The following is a 16,283-nucleotide window of genomic DNA, read 5'->3' as shown; positions in this document are numbered from 1 at the left end:
GACGGTTTTCGGGCTTTCCAGACTTTATTCGGGTCTCTTCGGCAATTCGAGGTTTCCAAGCCGTTAAAAATCACGCTATCAATCAGTTACGTCCAATTCAGGTGATTGATAACGCAATATGGCCCGTGAATTTGACCCCTACAGCCTGTCCAGTCCGCGGGCCTATCTGACCTTCATGATCATCTTTCTGGTGATCGTTGCCTTCATCGCCTTCATCCTGTTCCCGCAGATTTCGACGGCCTTCATGAGCAACCCGGGTCTGAATGGCCTGATCGTGCTTGTCGGCGTGTTCGGTGTGCTGCTGCTCTTCGGCCGCGTGATCCGACTGTTCCCGGAAATCTCCTGGGTCAACAGTTTCCGGATCGGCGACCCGGGCCTCGACACGCGTTCGCCGGTGCTGCTGGCGCCGATGGCTGCCCTGCTCGGCAACAAGTCCGGCGACATGGCCCTGACGCCAACCACCGCCCGTTCGATCCTCGATTCCATCGGAATGCGTCTTGAGGAAAGCCGCGAGATGTCGCGCTACCTCACAGGCCTCCTGGTGTTCCTCGGCCTGCTCGGCACGTTCTGGGGTCTGCTGCAGACCGTCAGCTCAGTCGGTGCAACCATTCAATCGCTCGACGTCGGCTCGGGTGATGCCAACGTCATCTTCGAGGACCTGAAAGCAGGCCTGGAAGCGCCTCTCTCTGGCATGGGCACGGCCTTCTCGTCCTCGCTCTTCGGTCTGACCGGCTCGCTTGTGCTCGGCTTCCTGGATCTGCAGGCGGGGCAGGCCCAGAACCGGTTCTACAACGAGCTTGAAGACTGGCTCTCAACTGTCACTGACATCGATCCGGAAGAAAGCCTGTTCAATGCTCCGGACTCACCCGGCGTCGAACAGATACAGGCCTCGATCTCCGCCCTGCAGAAAAGCGTTGAGGAAGGCGGCAGCAAGAATGCCAACCAGGCCATGGCCAATCTGGCCGAAGGCATTCAGGGCCTCGTCAAACACGTTCGCTCCGAACAGCAGATGATGCGCGACTGGGCCGAGGCCCAGGGCGAACAGCAAAAGCGCATCGAAGGGCTCCTGTCCTCGATCGCCGCCGCTTTCGACCGCGCGAAGGAGTAGACGATGGCCGGACTGGCAGGATTGCGCGCTCGCCGAAGGGCCCAGTCGACCGACTACTGGCCCGGTTTCGTTGATGCCATGGCGACACTGCTGCTCGTCATCATCTTCCTGCTGTCCATCTTCATGATCGCCCAGTTCTTCCTGTCGCAGCAGCTCTCGGGCCGCGACACGGTGCTGAACCGGCTGAATGCCCAGATCAGCGAGCTGACGGAGCTTCTCGCCCTGGAGCGCGCCAATTCCGGGGAGCTGGAAGACACGATCCTCGGCCTGCAGGCCAGCCTTTCCGATGCACAGAGCGAACAGACCCGGCTGCTTGGCCTTCTGGAAAACAGTTCCGGTGCAGCCGATGCGGCCGGCGGACGCGCCACCCAGCTGGAAAACCTGCTCGACGACGAACGTCAGATCAGCCAGGACGCCCTTGCGCAGGTGGAGCTGCTCAATCAGCAGATCGCGGCACTACGCCGCCAGATAGCTGCCGCTAACGCTGCTCTTGAAGCTTCCGAGGCAAAGGAAGCCGACAGCCAGGCCAAGATCGCCAGCCTCGGCAAGAGGCTGAACGCCGCACTGGTTCAGCGCGTGCAGGAACTGTCGCGCTACCGCTCGGACTTCTTCGGCCGCCTGCGCGAAATCCTGTCCCAGCGTTCCGACATCTCCGTTGTCGGCGACCGGTTCGTGTTCCAGTCCGAGGTGCTTTTCGACAGCGGTCAGGAAGACATCAATCCGGAAGGCCGGCAGGAGCTCGACAAGCTTGCAGACGCCATCCAGGAGCTCAGCGGTCAAATTCCGGACGAGATCAACTGGGTGCTGCGTGTCGACGGGCACACCGACGCCCGCCCCCTGTCGGGCACCGGACGCTTGCGTAACAACTGGGAACTCTCCGCCGCCCGCGCCATTTCCGTGGTCCGCTACCTGATCGAACGCGGCGTCGACCCCAAGCGGCTTGTCGCAGCTGGGTTCGGCGAATTCCAGCCGCTGGAAGAAGGGGAAACACCGGACGCCCTGGCCAAGAACCGCCGGATCGAACTGAAACTGACGGAACGCTGAGACTCACGTCAGCTCAACGGATCCTGAGGAATGCACGCGTGATGTCGGGTGAACCGGGCATGCCGGCTTGACTTTTCCGCCCTCAGACGGACTTTTCAACTTCATGCAGATCCTCAAAGGCCATTGGCAGCTCATCCTCATTACCGCGGTGATGTTCCTCTTCTGGAACACCATCCTGGTCGTGCCCCTGAAGATCCTGATCGTCTATCTGCATGAATTGTCCCACGCGCTGGCGGCCATCCTGACCGGTGGTTCCGTGGAGGAAATCTCTCTCTCGCCCTGGCAGGGTGGCCATGCGATTACACGCGGTGGCAGCCGTTTCCTGACGTTGACGGCCGGGTATCTCGGCTCGCTCGCCATCGGCATGGCACTCTTGATGATTGCCTTGAAAACAAATGCAGACCGCATCGTGCTGGGCCTGCTCGGTGCCTTCACCTTGCTGGTCGCGCTGCTCTATATCCGCGATCTCTTTGCCCTCGCCTTCTGCATCGGCACCGGCGTGGCCATGCTGGCGGCAGCGAGGTATCTCAGTGTCACGGTCAACGACCTGATCCTGCGCGTCATCGGCCTGACCAGCATCCTCTACGTGCCCTTCGACATTTTCGACGACACCATCCGTCGCTCAGGTGCCCGTTCCGATGCCTACATGCTGGCGGAAGAGTTTGGCAGCCCCACGATTTTCTGGGGCGCACTCTGGCTGCTGGCAAGCCTCGCCATCATCTACCTGTGCCTCAGACACGGCCTCGGGAAGAGCAGCAACGTCGATTTCGGAAAGCGCGTTCAAAAGGGCTAGCGATTGCCGCTTGACCTGACCAACCGCAACGGATGACCCTTGGCGGACAATTTCTTACCGGAGACCGCCATACTGGATCTGCGCCTCAATTGTGAATGCTGCAACAAGGACCTTCCACCGGAATCCGAAGAGGCCTTTATCTGTACTTTCGAATGTACGTTCTGTGCGGACTGCGCCCGAAACGTCCTCAATGGCGCATGCCCCAACTGCGGCGGCAATTTTCAGCAACGCCCAATTCGGCCGGCAGCAGCCCTGCTTCGCCATCCAGCTTCGACACAACGGATTTTCAAGCCGGAAGGCTGTGGCCAGGGCACCTAGGGCGACTGCCTAGAGCAGATTGCCCCCGACAAAGATAATCAGAAGGCCTGCGCCGCTTGCAGCCAGTCTCTGCAGGGGCTTTCTGAAGCCTATGACACCGTAGGAAACAAGGCCCAGCCCGAGGCCGATCTTGGCAGCGGCAAGCAGCGCCGGCAGCGGGCGGGCCGCAAGCTCCAGCACCGCCGGATTGGCGACCATGGCCAGAGGAATGATGTAGAGGCCAATGCCGAGTGCCATGGCGGAAAGAGCTACCTTCAGCCAGTTTTCGCCAATCATCCCGGCGGCGATGAAGACGGCTCCGCAGACCGGCGGCGTGATGGTCGACAGCAGCGCGAACCAGAAGACAAAAAGATGTGCCTGCAAGGGTTCCAACCCCTGTTGCATCAAGGCCGGTCCGGCAACGGAAACACAAATGACATAGGCCGCGGTCGTCGGCACTTCCATGCCGAGGATCAGACAGGCAAGCGCGGTCAGGAACAAGGACGGCCACAGGTATCCACCCGACCCGGACAGAATGAGCGACGTGATCTTGACGCCGAGCCCGGTGATCGCCAGCACGCCGATGATGATCGAGGCACAGACGATGATCGCCGCGATGACCGATACCTGACGCGCCGAGTTCAAAGCCGCGCTTTCCAGCCGCAGCAGGATGTCCTTGAGTGCAAAGGTTCCTTGGGCGTTGAAGAAAAGCAGCGCGAACCCGGCCAAAATGGCAATGCAGGCAGCGTATTGCGGTGTATAGCGCGCGACGAACATGCCCCACAGCAGCACGGAGAACGGCACCAGGAAGAAGGCTGAGGTAATGGCCACCTGGCGCATTTGCGGCTGATCGCCCTGGTCGATGGCAGCAAGGTCATACCGCTTGGCATAGGCATTGATGCCCACCCAGACCGCGAAGAAATAAAGAATTGCCGGCAGCAAGGCCGCTGCCATGATCTGAGTATAAGGCACCCGTGTCAGCTCCACCATGACGAAGGCCCCTGCCCCCATCAAAGGCGGCATGATCTGGCCGCCGGAGGACGCAACTGCCTCGACGGCTGCCGCCAGTTTTTTCGGGTAGCCGAGCCGCGTCATGGCCGGAAGAGTGATTGCACCTGTGGAAGCCACATTGGCAGACGCGGAGCCTGAAATGGAGCCGAACAGCGCCGAGGACAACACGGACACCTTGGCCGCCCCGCCCTTGAGCCGGCCTGCCGCCGCCGCAGCGACGTTCATGAACCCTTGTCCGGCTTCCCCGGCATTCAGAACCGCGCCGAAAATCACGAAAATGGCGACCACGCCAACCGAGACACCGGTCAGGCTTCCCCAGACCCCGCCTTCAGCAATGGTCAGCGTGCCGAGAAAACTCGCAAGCGGCGTGCCGGAGTGACCGAATTCACCCGGAATATGCTGACCGAACATGCCATAGGCCAGTGCCAGCGCCGCCACCACCGGCAGCGGCCAGCCGATTGCGCGACGCGCGCCCTCAAGCACAACCAGCAACAGGGTGCCGGCCATCCAGAACTGGAAGTCACCTTCCAGAAAGCCGTATTGGTCCGAAAGCGCGGACTGGTTGGCCACGATCCACAGACAGACGGCCACACCTGCAGCACACAGGATTGCACCGCTCAAGCGCGTGAGAAAACCGCCTTTGGCAAAGATGAAGATCCATGGCAGGGCAAGTGCAAGATGAAGCGGCCGACTGACGAGGTTCGGCACCAGACCGGAGAAGATCAACCCGAGATGAAATACGACAAGCGCCGTTGCGAGAAGAAGCATGGCCATTCGCTGGAAGGGCGATGTCGCGGTGTCACCACTGATCATGGGCTGGTATTTCTATCTGGTTGCGCAGCTTATCGGCCGAAGGGGCGACATGCCGCTGCACGGTTTCATTCTGTCAGAGCGCTCTCCTGCGCAAGGCAGGGAACTGATGCTTTTGGACAGTCCTGGAAGGGCCCGTTGGACGATTTCCGCCGGACCACTGTGTCTGCACGAACGATACGGGGCGCCATTTTCCGGCAGATCCTGCCATGGCGCCCCGCGTTCGGTCTTGTGATTTACTTCTGGGCGTCTGTCAATTCGATGCCGGCTTCCTGATAGTAGCGTGCGGCACCCGGGTGGATCTTGCCGGTGATATTGGCCATCAGCGCCTGATCGACACCATTCCACCACGGGGCTTCTTCGCCCATCTTGGCTTTTTCGTCCCAGAAGGTCTTGGTCAGGGCATAGGCCGTGTCGTCGTCCATGGCGCTGGTCGTATAGGCAACGACCGGTAGCGAGGTGGTGACGATGTCCTCGGCCTGGCCGGCATAGGTCCCGGCCGGAATAACCAGTTTCGAACGCTTGGTTTCGGCAATCTGCTCATCGCTGAGCGAAAGCACCGTCACGTCCGCGGAGGCAGCCGCCTCGATAACATTCGGCGCGGGCCAGGAACCGGCGGTCACGAAACCATCGATCTGGCCATTCTTGAGCGCGGCAACCGCATTGGAAAGTTCCGCGTCAGCGATGTTCACCTTGCCTTCAAGGCCGAACATCTTGAGATATTTTTCGCCTTCCGTCGCACCGAAGGAGCCCTTGCCGAGAAGGATCGTCTTGCCTTCCATCCCGGCAAAGTCGGAAACACCGCTATCGGCCGACATGACGAAATGCATGGTCAACGACGGGATCGGGAACAGGGCACGGATTTCATCGAACTTCGGATCGCCCTTGCCTTCGAACATGGCCTTGCCGCCCTGGGCAAGGGAAACGAGCGCTGGCGGCGTCGTGAACACATAGTCACCACCGCGCGCCTTGGCTTCCATCACGTTCTGAACGGAGCCCTGGCTTTCTTCCACGGTGACAATCATGTCTCCATTGCTGCCGGCCTTGATGGCTTCCGCGATCTGGACACCCATCTGGTAATAGGAGGAACCGGTCTTGGCGGATTTATAGGTGATCCGCGTTTCCGCGTGAGCCTGGAACGAGCCAAAGGCGAGGGTCAGGCCAAAAGCAAGTTTCAAAAGTCTGTAGGTCATGAGCGTCTCCCGAATTTTTCAGGGAGATTATTGTGTGATCCTCAACGTGGCAACGCGTTTTCATATGATCTGGGTACGGCTCATGTCGAAAATTCAGCCATTCCACACCCTGGGCGGGCAAGCCGGAAACATGCGTCTGGAAGGTCAAACAAAAACCGCCGGCTGAACTCAGCCGGCGGTTCCAGAATTTGCAGAAAGCGGGAAGCGATCAGCGGTTTTCGTCGTCTTCTTCGTCTTCGTCCTGAGTTTCGCTCTTCAGCGAGTTCAGTTTGGCGAACACGGCATCGGCGTCGATTTCCTCTTCTTCCTCGCGCTGGATCGGCTTCGACGGATCGAGCGAGAAAGCAGCTGCGATAGCGTCTTCGCTGGTGCTGTCTTCGACGGACATCAGGGTCTCGTTCACTTCGCCTGCCATCGGCAGCGGAGCATTCTTCGCAGCCTTTTCGACTTCCATGTCCAGCTCAAGCTGGCTGCACAAGCCCAGGGTAACCGGGTCGGACGGCGTCAGGTTGGCAGAGTTCCAGTGGGTCCGGTCGCGGATTGCGGCAATGGTCGGCTTGGTGGTGCCGACAAGGCGCATGATCTGCGCATCCTTCAGTTCCGGATGGTTGCGCACCAGCCACAGGATCGCATTCGGACGGTCCTGACGACGGGATACCGGCGTGTAACGCGGTCCCTTGCGCTTGGATTCAGGCACGACCACCTTCGAACCCTGAAGCTTCAGCTGATAGTTCGGATCTCTCTGAGCCTTTTCGACTTCTTCACGGGAGAGCTGGCCGGTCAGGATCGGATCAAGTCCCTTGATCCCCTGTGCGGCTTCGCCATCGGCAATTGCCTTCACTTCAAGCGGGTGCAGTTTGCAGAAGGAGGCGATCTGAGTGAAACTCAGCGCGGTATTGTCCACGAGCCAGACGGCGGTTGCCTTCGGCATAAGCGGCGTGTTCGCCATCAGATAAATTCCTCTCGTCTGCTCTCTCGCCCGGCAGGGCGAAAAAGCGGTGTTCCTTGATCAGTTTCCTGGAAAGTGGCCGGAATATATGTCGAAAAACACGGAAACGCAAATACTCGCGTAACAATCGCCCAGTTGCAGGTTTCCATCCGGCATCAGACATCCACCGTCAGGACGATTTTTCCAATATGGCCAGAGCCTTCCATGCGCCGATGGGCTTCCGCGGCCTCGGCCAAGGGGTAGGTGGAATCCATCACGGGCGCGACTTTGCCCGATTCGAGCAGCGGCCAAACCTTCTCCCTCAGGCTTTCGGCAATTGCCGTCTTGAACGCATCGCTGCGTGGACGCAGAGTCGACCCCGTATGGGTCAGGCGCTTGACCATCAGGCGAGAGAAATTGACGTTCTCCGCAATGCCGTTCAGCGTCGCGATCTGGCAGATACGCCCTTCCACCGCTGCGGCTTTCCAGTTCCGTTCAACATAGTCACCACCGACCATGTCCAGGATCACGTCAACCCCTTCGCCGCCCGTGATCTCCAGGATCACCTTTTCGAACTCCGCTTCACGGTAGTTGATGGCGTGGTCCGCTCCGAGCTTTTTCACCGCCTCGGCCTTTTCCGCCGACCCGACGGTGGTGAATACTTCGGCGCCGAATGCCTTCGCGAGCTGGATTGCCGTTGTGCCGATACCCGAAGTGCCGCCATGCACCAGGAAGCGCTCTCCGCTTTTCAGGCCGCAGCGATCGAACACATTGGTCCAGACAGTGAAGAAGGTTTCCGGAACGGCTGCGGCCTCCACCATGGAAAGCCCTTTGGGAACCGGCAGGGCATGTCCTTCCGGCACCTTGCAGTAGGTCGCATAGCCGCCACCAGGGGCGAGCGCCGTTACCTTGTCACCGATCTTGTGCCGACCTGCTCCTTCGCCCAGAGCCACCACTTCGCCAGAGACTTCTAGCCCCGGCAGGTCGGACGCGCCCTTCGGCGGCGGATAGGCCCCCTTGCGCTGCAGGACATCCGGCCGGTTGACACCGGCAGCCGCCACCTTGATCAGGATCTCGCCTTGTCCCAATTCGGGAATGGACCGCTCTTCAACGCGCAGAACCTCCGGTCCTCCGGGCTCTGAAATGGCAACGGCGGTCATGCGATCCGGCAGATTCTGCATAGAGGCGTTTCCTTTTTGGTTCATTTTGGGACTGGCTAGGCCAACTGTGCCTGGCATATGGTAAATCGAGCGTCTGTCTATTTGCAGGAAAACAGCCCGGCGAGGCAACCCGCCCGGGCTCGGGTTAAATAACGGTCGGAAACGCGGCCGGACCCCGATCTGGCATCGCAGAGGAGGAAACCGATGAACCTGTTTGATGAAGATGTCCCCAAAAAATCACCACTTGGCGCGGTTGCCGTAGGGGAAGAACTGTCTCGTCTTTCCGAGGCCGAGCTGCAGGAACGGATCGAAGCCCTGAAGGGTGAAATTAACCGTACCCAGAAGGAGCTTGAGCAACGCGGCACTATTCGCGATGCAGCCAACTCAATTTTCCAGAAGTGACCCTGTAAATTATTACAGAACTTGAGTTTATGTCCTTTTTTGACACGCACTTACAGTAAAGCTGATAGGTAAAAATTTACTCGTTTACCTCTTATTAATCTTTCTAAAATATAAACATAGCTATCCAGTCATCTGGATGTGAGTGGCTCCTGTCCACTCTGTTTGACGCCTCCCTGTTAAAGACTCAGAGCCGCAACCAAGCGGCTCTTTTTTTTGCCAACGCCTCATAGTATCTTGTCAATGTTCTGGTTAATGGCCGTTTACTTGTCCGTTTGGCACGCGCTTTGCTGGATACAGGCCATGAAGACCTGCATCGTTCCAAAAAGGAACACCTGAAACGGGATGTCATATCCCGGGACAGACAAAGAAGAGATGGCAGGATAACCGGAAGAGTAATTGAGGCTTAGCAATCCTATGACGGACGACATCAAAAAAGCCGGTGACACAGGAAGCGCAGTTCATATCGCGCATCACCTTGCCAGCTCCGACAGCTTCCAGAGCCTGTTTCAGGAAGGCATGTCGCTGGTCGAGGAAACGGCAATGTACCTGGACGGCAACGGCCGCGAAGAAGCCAAGCAGCTTCCGCGTCCTGCCTCCCTCGCCTACGCGACGGAGTCCATGCGTCTGACCACCCGGCTCATGCAGCTGGCCTCCTGGCTGCTGCTGCAGCGTGCGGTTAACGAGGGCGAGATGTCCCGTGAGCAGGCCGGCAGCGAGAAGAACAAGGTTCGCCTCGACAAGCTGTCCACAGCCGCGGGCGGCCCAACCTGGACTGATCTGCCGGAAACGTTGCGCGAGCTGGTTGACCGCTCTTCCCGGCTGCAGGAACGCGTCGTCCACCTCGACAAGATGCTGTACCGCAAGGACGCAGAGCAGGTCGAGGAAGCAACGAACGACAATCCGGTCGCTTCCCAGATCAACAAGCTGCACGCCGCATTCGGCAAGTTCGGCTAAGTCCGATCAACCTCTTTCGAATTCGAAAAGCCGCCGCAAGGCGGCTTTTTGTTTTGGGTGAGCCTGCGCCGGATCCCAGTAAAGCCCCAGGATGCCTCCCGAGTAGCGAAGCGTAGATCCGAAGCCTATACTCAACGCCGAGTGCCGAAGCGCCAGGGTTTGCTGATGAAGGTCAACACGCTCCAGTTTTCTGGCCAAGTCACTAGCCAGGTCTCTGGTCAGCTCTCTGGCCAGCTCTCAGGAAACGGGTAAACCCCGGATCTCGCGGTGCTCGCCCTGGGTGACATTGTACTTGCTGCGTTTCCTGCGGACCTCAAAACACAAAAAACCCGGCCAGAGGCCGGGTTTTTCGTTTGAAACTGTCGTGGCTGAAGCTTAGGAGCCCAGGAAGCCAGCGAACTTGTTCTTGAAGCGGGACACGCGGCCGCCGCGGTCCATCAGCTGACGGTCACCACCGGTCCATGCCGGGTGGGACGTCGGGTCGATGTCGAGCGTCAGGGTGTCGCCTTCCGCACCATAAGTGGAGCGGGTGGTGTATTCGGTGCCATCGGTCATGACGACCTTGATGGTGTGGTAGTCGGGATGAATATCCGCTTTCATGGCCGGTCCTTTCAAGCGCCCTGTGACAACCTTCCGGGAAAGCCGCCAAGCAAACGCAAAACGAAATGAGGGGCCGCCGATCCGGTTGCGGACGCCGCCCTCAGAAACATGAGGCGGGGATATACCCCATGGAAGGAGCCAAGACAAGGGGCAAATTCCGGCAATTTCCAGCTATCTCCGGCAAAGGATTTCAACCCCTCGCCGACACGGCCCGCTTTCCTCCGGCAAAGCCCTTTTAAAGCTCTTGGCGGCTTTGTCCAAAGTCATTGTCCGCACTGCGGAACATGCTAAGACGGGAAGGAACAACAAGGAGACCCCAGTGGCCGACGCCCCTGCCAACGAAACCCAATCCCCATCCGGAAAGTCCCGCAGATCGCTTCGCCCGCTTACCCGGCTGCTGCCGTATCTCTTCCGGCACAAGACCATGGTTGCAGCGGCAGTCGCAGCCCTGTTCTCGGCCGCCGTCATAACGCTTGTCCTTCCTGCGGCGGTCCGCCGGATGATCGACTTCGGCTTCGGCGCCGATGACCCCGCGCTGGTCAATTCCTATTTCGCCGTGCTGATCGGCGTGGTGTGTGCCCTGGCAACTGCCAGTTCCGTTCGCTATTTCCTGGTCATGTGGATTGGCGAACGGGTCGTCGCCGATGTGCGCTCCGATGTCTTTGCTCATATGACCAGGCTCAGCCCGGTCTTTTACGACAGCGCCAAATCCGGGGAAATCCTCTCCCGTTTGACGGCCGACACCACCCAGATCAAGGCTGCCTTCGGCTCCAGCGCGTCACTTGCCATGCGCAACCTGATCATGTTCCTGGGCGCTGCCGTGATGATGGTCGTCACCAGTCCACGGCTTTCCGTCATCGTCCTGGCAGCTATCCCGGTCATTCTCATTCCCATCCTCGGCTTCGGGCGCCAGGTGCGCAGAAGGTCCCGCTTTGCCCAGGATACCCTTGCTGAAGCGTCTGCCTATGCAAGCGAGATGTTGGGCTCGGTCCGCACGCTTCAGGCCTTTACCCATGAAAGCCGCAGCGCAGGCCGCTACGCAGATGCCGTCAATGCCGCCTTCCAGGCTGCCCGCCAGGCAATCGTCGCCCGCGCTGCGCTGACCGGTTTTGCCATCATGGTGATCGGGGCCAGCATCGTCGCCGTCCTCTGGATCGGTGCGAGCGACGTCTTCTCCGGCAGGATAACCGGCGGTGAACTCAGCCAGTTCCTGCTCTATTCCATTCTGGCGGCTGGATCCCTGGCTGCGCTCTCCGAAGTCTGGGGCGAACTCTCACAGGCAGCCGGCGCGGCAGAGCGCCTGTCGGAACTTCTGGAAATCCAGCCGGAAATCGCCGCACCTGAAAACCCGGTCAGCCTGCCCGAGACGCCACGCGGCGAGATCGTCTTCCAGGATGTGTCTTTCGCCTATCGCAACGCGGAGAAAATGCCTGTCGTCCGCGACCTCAGCCTCACCATATCGCCGGGCGAGACCGTTGCCGTGGTCGGGCCCTCCGGCGCGGGCAAATCGACCCTCTTCAGCCTGCTGATGCGGTTCTACGATCCCGTCTCGGGTGACATCCGCCTCAATGGCGTTGCCCTGCCGGATCTCGACCCGGAAGACCTGCGCCGCCATATCGCACTGGTGCCGCAGGACACGGCTATCTTTGGCGCCAGCATTGCGGAGAATATCGCCTACGGACGGCCGGACGCCAGCCAGGAGGAAGTCATCGCCGCCGCTGAAGCAGCGCTTGCAGCCCCCTTCATCGAGAAGATGTCGGACGGCTACGACACCATCGTCGGCGAACGCGGCATTACCCTGTCCGGCGGCCAGCGCCAGCGCATTGCCATTGCCCGTGCCGTCCTGAAACACGCACCCGTGCTGCTGCTGGACGAAGCCACGAGCGCGCTCGATGCGGAAAGCGAAAATCTGGTCCAGCAAGCCCTCGACCGGCTGATGGAGAACAGGACCACGCTGGTGATCGCGCACCGGCTGGCGACGGTTCTCAAGGCAGACAGGATCGTGGTGATGGAAAACGGACGGATTGTCGAAACCGGAACACACGGCGAACTGACCGCTGCCGGTGGCCTTTATGCCAAACTGGCGAGGCTCCAGTTTGGTGCCGAGCTGGACGCGGAAACCGCATAGCCCGTCAAATGTGAAAAGGGCGGCACGATTGCCGCCCTTCTTGGCTGATGAATGCCGATGTCAAATCACGCGTCGTCGGGAACCGCGACCGTGTAGTTGAGCGGCATGCGGCCACCGTCGGCGAAGATCGTCTGACCGGTGACGTAGCTGGCATCGCTGGACGCCAGGAACGCGGCGACGCTGGCGATTTCGGACGGTTCGCCAACGCGCAGCATCGGCGTCCGCGACAGGATGCGGTTCTTCGCCGCCGGATCGCTGTTCACCGACGCCAGCATCTCGGTCATGATCGAGCCCGGCCCGATGGCGTTGACGCGGATACCGTACTGGGCAAGCGACAGGGCGGTCGTCTTGGTAAGCTGCGACATGCCACCCTTGGAAACGCAGTAGGGGATCTGATTCGGGATCGCGAGCACCGAGTTGACCGACGACATGTTGACGATGCAGCCCGGCTCGCCACCGTTCTGAACCTTTTCCACCATATGGCGGGCAACGGCCTGCGAGCACAGGAATGCACCCTTCAGGTTGATCGACAGGACGCGCTCGAAATCCTCTTCTTCCAGGTCGAGGAAATCCGCGCCGACCACGATGCCGGCGTTGTTGACCAGTACATCGATATCGCCATAGGCGTTCAGCGTTTCGGCAACCAGATTGCGAACGTCCAGACGTTCAGCGACGTTGCAATGGATGTACATTGCCTCGCCCTGCGATTTCAGATCTTCAGCCGCGGCTTCACCGGCTTCGTCATCCACATCGGCAATCACGACCTTCGCGCCATCGGCGACAAAGCGCTTGGCGACTGCAAATCCGATCCCACGGGCTGCCCCGGTAATGATGGCGACCTTATTCTCCAAAGACACGGAAACCTCACGGCTGCTTGAGTTTAATTCTGATGCGCAAATAGCGCGGGCCGCTTCGCGGCGGCCCGACATTAAGTGTCAAAAACGGCTGTGTCGATGGCTGTTATCGCCCTCCAGCAACGTCACCTGGTCAATTCAGACGGAAATTCCGTGTGTTTTGAGCGCTTCGGTAATCTCGTCCAGGATTGCCGGATCATCGATCGTGGCCGGCATTTTCCAGCTTTCTCCGTCGGCGATCTGGCGCATGGTGCCTCGAAGGATCTTCCCGGAACGCGTTTTCGGCAACCGGTCGACGGTGATCGCGATCTTGAACGCCGCCACCGGGCCGATCTTGTCGCGCACCAGCTTGATAAGCTCCTTCTCGATCTCGTCGTGGGTCCGGTCGACACCGGCTTTCAGAACAACGAACCCGCAAGGCAGCTGGCCTTTCAGTTTGTCTGCAATGCCGATGACGGCACATTCGGCAACATCGGGATGCGTGGCCAGCACCTCTTCCATGCCGCCGGTCGACAGTCGGTGGCCGGCAACGTTGATGATGTCGTCGGTCCGCGCCATGATCGACAGATACCCGTCATCATCAATGATCCCGGCATCCGCCGTCTTGTAGTACCCGGGGAACTCGGCGAGATAGGCATCGAAGAATCGCTTGTCCGCATTCCACAAAGTCGGCAATGAACCCGGCGGCAACGGCAGTTGCACCACGATGTTGCCAAGTGTATTGGCGCCCAGCGGATGGCCGGCATCGTCCAGCACCTGGACGTCGTAGCCGGGCATCGGCACGGTGGGAGACCCCGGCTTGACCGGCAACTGGCCGAGACCAACCGGATTGCCGACGATGCACCAGCCGGTTTCCGTCTGCCACCAGTGGTCGATCACCGGCACCTGCAATTGGTCGATGGCCCAGTTGACCGTTTCAGGGTCCGCACGCTCTCCCGCCAGAAACAGGGACCGGAACTGGGACAGATCATATTTCTGGATCAGCTCGCCTTTCGGGTCTTCCTTACGAATCGCCCTGAAGGCAGTCGGCGCCGTGAACAGCGATACGATGTTATGGTCGGAAATAACCCGCCAGAACGTTCCCGCATCCGGCGTCCCCACAGGCTTGCCCTCGAACACGATCGTGGTGCAGCCGTGCAATAGCGGCGCGTAGCAGATGTAGGAATGGCCAACCACCCAGCCGACGTCTGATGCCGCCCAGAAAACTTCCCCCGGCTGAATGTCGTAAAGGTTCTGCATCGACCATTTCAGCGCCACCATGTGGCCGCCGTTATCGCGAACGACACCCTTGGGCTGACCGGTCGTGCCGGAAGTGTAGAGAATATAGAGCGGGTCGGTTGCCTTCACCGGAACCGGTGCGATCCTGCGCCCGGCCGCGACAGCATCTGCCTGAAGAGTTCCGAGATCGTGGTCCCTGCCCGCTTTCAGGTCCGCCGTCAGTTCCTCGCGCTGGAAGACGAGGCAGCTGTCCGGCTTGTGCCTGGCAATGTCGATGGCCTGATCGATCAGGGGCTTGTAGGCAATGACGCGGCCCGGCTCGATGCCGCAGGACGCTGCGATGATTGCCTTCGGGGTTGCATCATCGATTCGCGTTGCCAGCTCGTTTGCGGCGAACCCGCCGAAGACGACGGAATGAATGACACCAAGACGCGCGCAAGCCAGCATCGCCATCACGGCCTGGGGGATCATCGGCATGTAGATGATGGCCCGGTCGCCCTTGACGAGGCCCTGGTCGGCCAGAACGCAGGCCATGGCCTCCACTTCTTCCAGAAGCTCCGCATAGGTGTAGCTTGCCGTCCGTCCGGTAATCGGGCTGTCGTAGATAAGTGCCGGCTGGCCGGGACGACCGCGCTCCACGTGCCGGTCCAGGCAATTGTAGCAGGTGTTGCACTCCCAATCCGGATACCAGCGGCCATATTGCCCCTGATCGGGATCGAACACCTTGTCGCCCGTCGAGACCCAGTCGATTTCCTCAGCGGCCTCTTTCCAGAACCCGAGCGGATCCTGTTTCCAGCCCTGGTAGATCTCGTGATACCGGCTTGCCATGACAATGTCCTCCCAAACACAAGCCCGGAGACACAGCTCCGGCTTTTGAGGCCTAGAGTGCTGTAAGGGCACCCGAAATTGCAAGCCTCCGCTTATAGGCAATTCGGCCTTCGGGACTTTACGTAAGCACTCTGGCATGATTGTCTGCCGGGCCTGTCCGTTCTACTCCTCGCGTTTCTCAGCACATGATCCCAATTACTGATCCCTGGTTCTATGCAGCCGCCATTCCGTCGGTCTTTCTGGTCGGCCTGTCCAAGGGCGGGTTCGGCGGCACCTTCGCCATGCTTGGAGTGCCGATCATGGCGCTCGTCATTTCACCGCTGCAGGCCGCCGGCATCATGTTGCCGATCCTGATCGTGATGGACATTGTCGCGCTGATTGCCTATCGCGGCCGTGCTGACTGGAAAACCCTCAGCATTCTGCTGCCTGCGGCCGTGATGGGCATTGGCATCGGCTGGGCCACGGCCGCCTATGTCAACGACTCCTTCGTCATCTTCCTGATCGGCATAATGTCCCTGGCGTTCGTCGCCGATTATCTCTTCAAGCAGCGCAAGATCACCACCGCGAGCGGCCACAATCTGCCGAAAGGCACGTTCTGGGGCATGATGGCAGGCTTCACCAGCTTCATCAGCCACACCGGCGGTCCACCCTTTCAGATGTACATGCTGCCGCTGCGCATGGCGCCCATGCTGTTTGCCGGAACGGCGGTCATCTTTTTCGCCACCGTGAATGCGATCAAGCTGGTGCCTTATTTCCTGCTGGGACAATTCGACGCCACCAACCTGTCGACTTCCGTCACGCTGTTTCCAGTTGCGCTGGTGGCAACTCTTGTCGGCGTCTGGCTGGTGCGCATCGTCAAGGCGGAAATGTTCTACGCCATCATCTATATCTTCATGGGCGTGATCGGCGCCAAGCTGACTTATGATGGAATTGTCGGCCTTCTTGCCTGACAAGG

The 16,283-nt window shown here is 59.8% G+C and carries 16 protein-coding genes; 9 read left to right on the top strand and 7 right to left on the bottom strand.

Features of this window, described 5'->3' with window-relative positions; genetic code table 11:
* The first annotated feature begins 118 nt into the window (after positions 1 to 118).
* The 4 genes from B0E33_RS16245 (at position 119) to B0E33_RS16230 (ending at position 3,263) form a co-directional block, all read left to right on the top strand.
* The gene (locus tag B0E33_RS16245) at positions 119 to 1,108 is read left to right on the top strand and encodes a flagellar motor protein MotA (protein WP_023003478.1); all 990 of its coding nucleotides are present in this window, start codon (positions 119 to 121) and stop codon (positions 1,106 to 1,108) included.
* A 3-nt stretch (positions 1,109 to 1,111) separates the two neighbouring features.
* Positions 1,112 to 2,152, top strand: a complete 1,041-nt coding sequence (locus B0E33_RS16240) for a peptidoglycan -binding protein (protein ID WP_023003479.1) — start codon at positions 1,112 to 1,114, stop codon at positions 2,150 to 2,152.
* A 103-nt stretch (positions 2,153 to 2,255) separates the two neighbouring features.
* On the top strand, positions 2,256 to 2,945 hold the full coding sequence (locus B0E33_RS16235; RefSeq protein ID WP_077291761.1) for a M50 family metallopeptidase: 690 nt from the start codon (positions 2,256 to 2,258) through the stop codon (positions 2,943 to 2,945).
* A gap of 69 nt (positions 2,946 to 3,014) precedes the next feature.
* Entirely contained in the window at positions 3,015 to 3,263 is a 249-nt protein-coding gene (locus B0E33_RS16230; protein WP_077293383.1) for a DUF1272 domain-containing protein, read from the top strand.
* Between the two features lie 9 nt (positions 3,264 to 3,272).
* Here the strand turns inward: B0E33_RS16230 and B0E33_RS16225 are convergent, their stop codons facing one another.
* Positions 3,273 to 5,021, bottom strand: coding sequence for a TRAP transporter permease (locus B0E33_RS16225; RefSeq protein ID WP_077291760.1), 1,749 nt, complete (start codon positions 5,019 to 5,021; stop codon positions 3,273 to 3,275).
* Between B0E33_RS16225 and B0E33_RS16220 the strand changes: the two genes are divergently transcribed.
* Positions 5,020 to 5,298 carry a hypothetical protein gene (locus tag B0E33_RS16220; RefSeq protein WP_077291759.1) on the top strand — a complete coding sequence of 93 codons (279 nt, stop codon included), beginning with the start codon at positions 5,020 to 5,022 and terminating at the stop codon, positions 5,296 to 5,298. The two genes, B0E33_RS16225 and B0E33_RS16220, sit on opposite strands and share 2 nt — an antisense overlap.
* Position 5,299: 1 nt before the next feature.
* On the opposite strand, the gene B0E33_RS16215 is transcribed toward B0E33_RS16220, so the two are convergent.
* The 3 genes from B0E33_RS16215 to B0E33_RS16205 form a co-directional block, all read right to left on the bottom strand.
* Positions 5,300 to 6,256, bottom strand: a complete 957-nt coding sequence (locus B0E33_RS16215) for a TAXI family TRAP transporter solute-binding subunit (RefSeq protein WP_077291758.1) — start codon at positions 6,254 to 6,256, stop codon at positions 5,300 to 5,302.
* A gap of 208 nt (positions 6,257 to 6,464) precedes the next feature.
* Positions 6,465 to 7,205: a DUF1013 domain-containing protein gene (locus tag B0E33_RS16210; RefSeq protein WP_055661191.1), complete on the bottom strand. Its 741-nt coding sequence runs from the start codon at positions 7,203 to 7,205 to the stop codon at positions 6,465 to 6,467.
* A gap of 155 nt (positions 7,206 to 7,360) precedes the next feature.
* Complete coding sequence (locus B0E33_RS16205; RefSeq protein ID WP_077291757.1) at positions 7,361 to 8,365, bottom strand: NAD(P)H-quinone oxidoreductase; 1,005 nt, start codon at positions 8,363 to 8,365, stop codon at positions 7,361 to 7,363.
* 183 nt (positions 8,366 to 8,548) lie between these two features.
* On the opposite strand from B0E33_RS16205, the gene B0E33_RS16200 reads away from it, so the two are divergent.
* Both B0E33_RS16200 and rcdA read left to right on the top strand, forming a co-directional pair.
* Positions 8,549 to 8,746: a DUF1192 domain-containing protein gene (locus B0E33_RS16200; protein ID WP_077291756.1), complete on the top strand. Its 198-nt coding sequence runs from the start codon at positions 8,549 to 8,551 to the stop codon at positions 8,744 to 8,746.
* A 414-nt stretch (positions 8,747 to 9,160) separates the two neighbouring features.
* Positions 9,161 to 9,700 carry a protease adaptor protein RcdA gene (gene rcdA / locus B0E33_RS16195; protein WP_023003489.1) on the top strand — a complete coding sequence of 180 codons (540 nt, stop codon included), beginning with the start codon at positions 9,161 to 9,163 and terminating at the stop codon, positions 9,698 to 9,700.
* 375 nt (positions 9,701 to 10,075) lie between these two features.
* Here the strand turns inward: rcdA and rpmE are convergent, their stop codons facing one another.
* Positions 10,076 to 10,300, bottom strand: a complete 225-nt coding sequence (gene rpmE, locus B0E33_RS16190; protein WP_006932159.1) for a 50S ribosomal protein L31 — start codon at positions 10,298 to 10,300, stop codon at positions 10,076 to 10,078.
* Positions 10,301 to 10,619: 319 nt separating this feature from the next.
* Here rpmE and B0E33_RS16185 point away from each other — a divergent pair, with 319 nt between their 5' ends.
* Positions 10,620 to 12,428, top strand: coding sequence for an ABC transporter transmembrane domain-containing protein (locus B0E33_RS16185; RefSeq protein WP_077291755.1), 1,809 nt, complete (start codon positions 10,620 to 10,622; stop codon positions 12,426 to 12,428).
* 65 nt (positions 12,429 to 12,493) lie between these two features.
* On the opposite strand, the gene B0E33_RS16180 is transcribed toward B0E33_RS16185, so the two are convergent.
* Complete coding sequence (locus B0E33_RS16180) at positions 12,494 to 13,285, bottom strand: SDR family NAD(P)-dependent oxidoreductase (RefSeq protein WP_055661189.1); 792 nt, start codon at positions 13,283 to 13,285, stop codon at positions 12,494 to 12,496.
* Between the two features lie 135 nt (positions 13,286 to 13,420).
* Positions 13,421 to 15,328: a propionyl-CoA synthetase gene (locus tag B0E33_RS16175; protein WP_077291754.1), complete on the bottom strand. Its 1,908-nt coding sequence runs from the start codon at positions 15,326 to 15,328 to the stop codon at positions 13,421 to 13,423.
* A 185-nt stretch (positions 15,329 to 15,513) separates the two neighbouring features.
* Here B0E33_RS16175 and B0E33_RS16170 point away from each other — a divergent pair, with 185 nt between their 5' ends.
* Entirely contained in the window at positions 15,514 to 16,278 is a 765-nt protein-coding gene (locus B0E33_RS16170; protein WP_023003494.1) for a sulfite exporter TauE/SafE family protein, read from the top strand.
* Positions 16,279 to 16,283 lie beyond the last annotated feature (5 nt).

It is taken from the genome of Roseibium algicola (genome assembly GCF_001999245.1).
In the GTDB taxonomy this organism is placed as follows: Bacteria; Pseudomonadota; Alphaproteobacteria; order Rhizobiales; family Stappiaceae; genus Roseibium; species Roseibium algicola.
This window is presented reverse-complemented; position numbering and strand designations above follow the sequence as displayed.

Excerpts from the sequence above, each read along its gene's own strand:
- B0E33_RS16200 (WP_077291756.1), top strand. The coding sequence starts at position 8,549 with ATGAACCTGTTTGATGAAGATGTCCCCAAAAAATCACCACTTGGCGCG.
- rpmE (WP_006932159.1), bottom strand. The coding sequence starts at position 10,300 with ATGAAAGCGGATATTCATCCCGACTACCACACCATCAAGGTCGTCATG.
- B0E33_RS16210 (WP_055661191.1), bottom strand. The coding sequence starts at position 7,205 with ATGGCGAACACGCCGCTTATGCCGAAGGCAACCGCCGTCTGGCTCGTG.
- B0E33_RS16240 (WP_023003479.1), top strand. The coding sequence starts at position 1,112 with ATGGCCGGACTGGCAGGATTGCGCGCTCGCCGAAGGGCCCAGTCGACC.
- B0E33_RS16225 (WP_077291760.1), bottom strand. The coding sequence starts at position 5,021 with ATGCTTCTTCTCGCAACGGCGCTTGTCGTATTTCATCTCGGGTTGATC.
- B0E33_RS16215 (WP_077291758.1), bottom strand. The coding sequence starts at position 6,256 with ATGACCTACAGACTTTTGAAACTTGCTTTTGGCCTGACCCTCGCCTTT.
- B0E33_RS16175 (WP_077291754.1), bottom strand. The coding sequence starts at position 15,328 with ATGGCAAGCCGGTATCACGAGATCTACCAGGGCTGGAAACAGGATCCG.
- B0E33_RS16245 (WP_023003478.1), top strand. The coding sequence starts at position 119 with ATGGCCCGTGAATTTGACCCCTACAGCCTGTCCAGTCCGCGGGCCTAT.
- B0E33_RS16205 (WP_077291757.1), bottom strand. The coding sequence starts at position 8,365 with ATGCAGAATCTGCCGGATCGCATGACCGCCGTTGCCATTTCAGAGCCC.
- B0E33_RS16235 (WP_077291761.1), top strand. The coding sequence starts at position 2,256 with ATGCAGATCCTCAAAGGCCATTGGCAGCTCATCCTCATTACCGCGGTG.
- rcdA (WP_023003489.1), top strand. The coding sequence starts at position 9,161 with ATGACGGACGACATCAAAAAAGCCGGTGACACAGGAAGCGCAGTTCAT.
- B0E33_RS16170 (WP_023003494.1), top strand. The coding sequence starts at position 15,514 with ATGATCCCAATTACTGATCCCTGGTTCTATGCAGCCGCCATTCCGTCG.
- B0E33_RS16220 (WP_077291759.1), top strand. The coding sequence starts at position 5,020 with ATGGCCATTCGCTGGAAGGGCGATGTCGCGGTGTCACCACTGATCATG.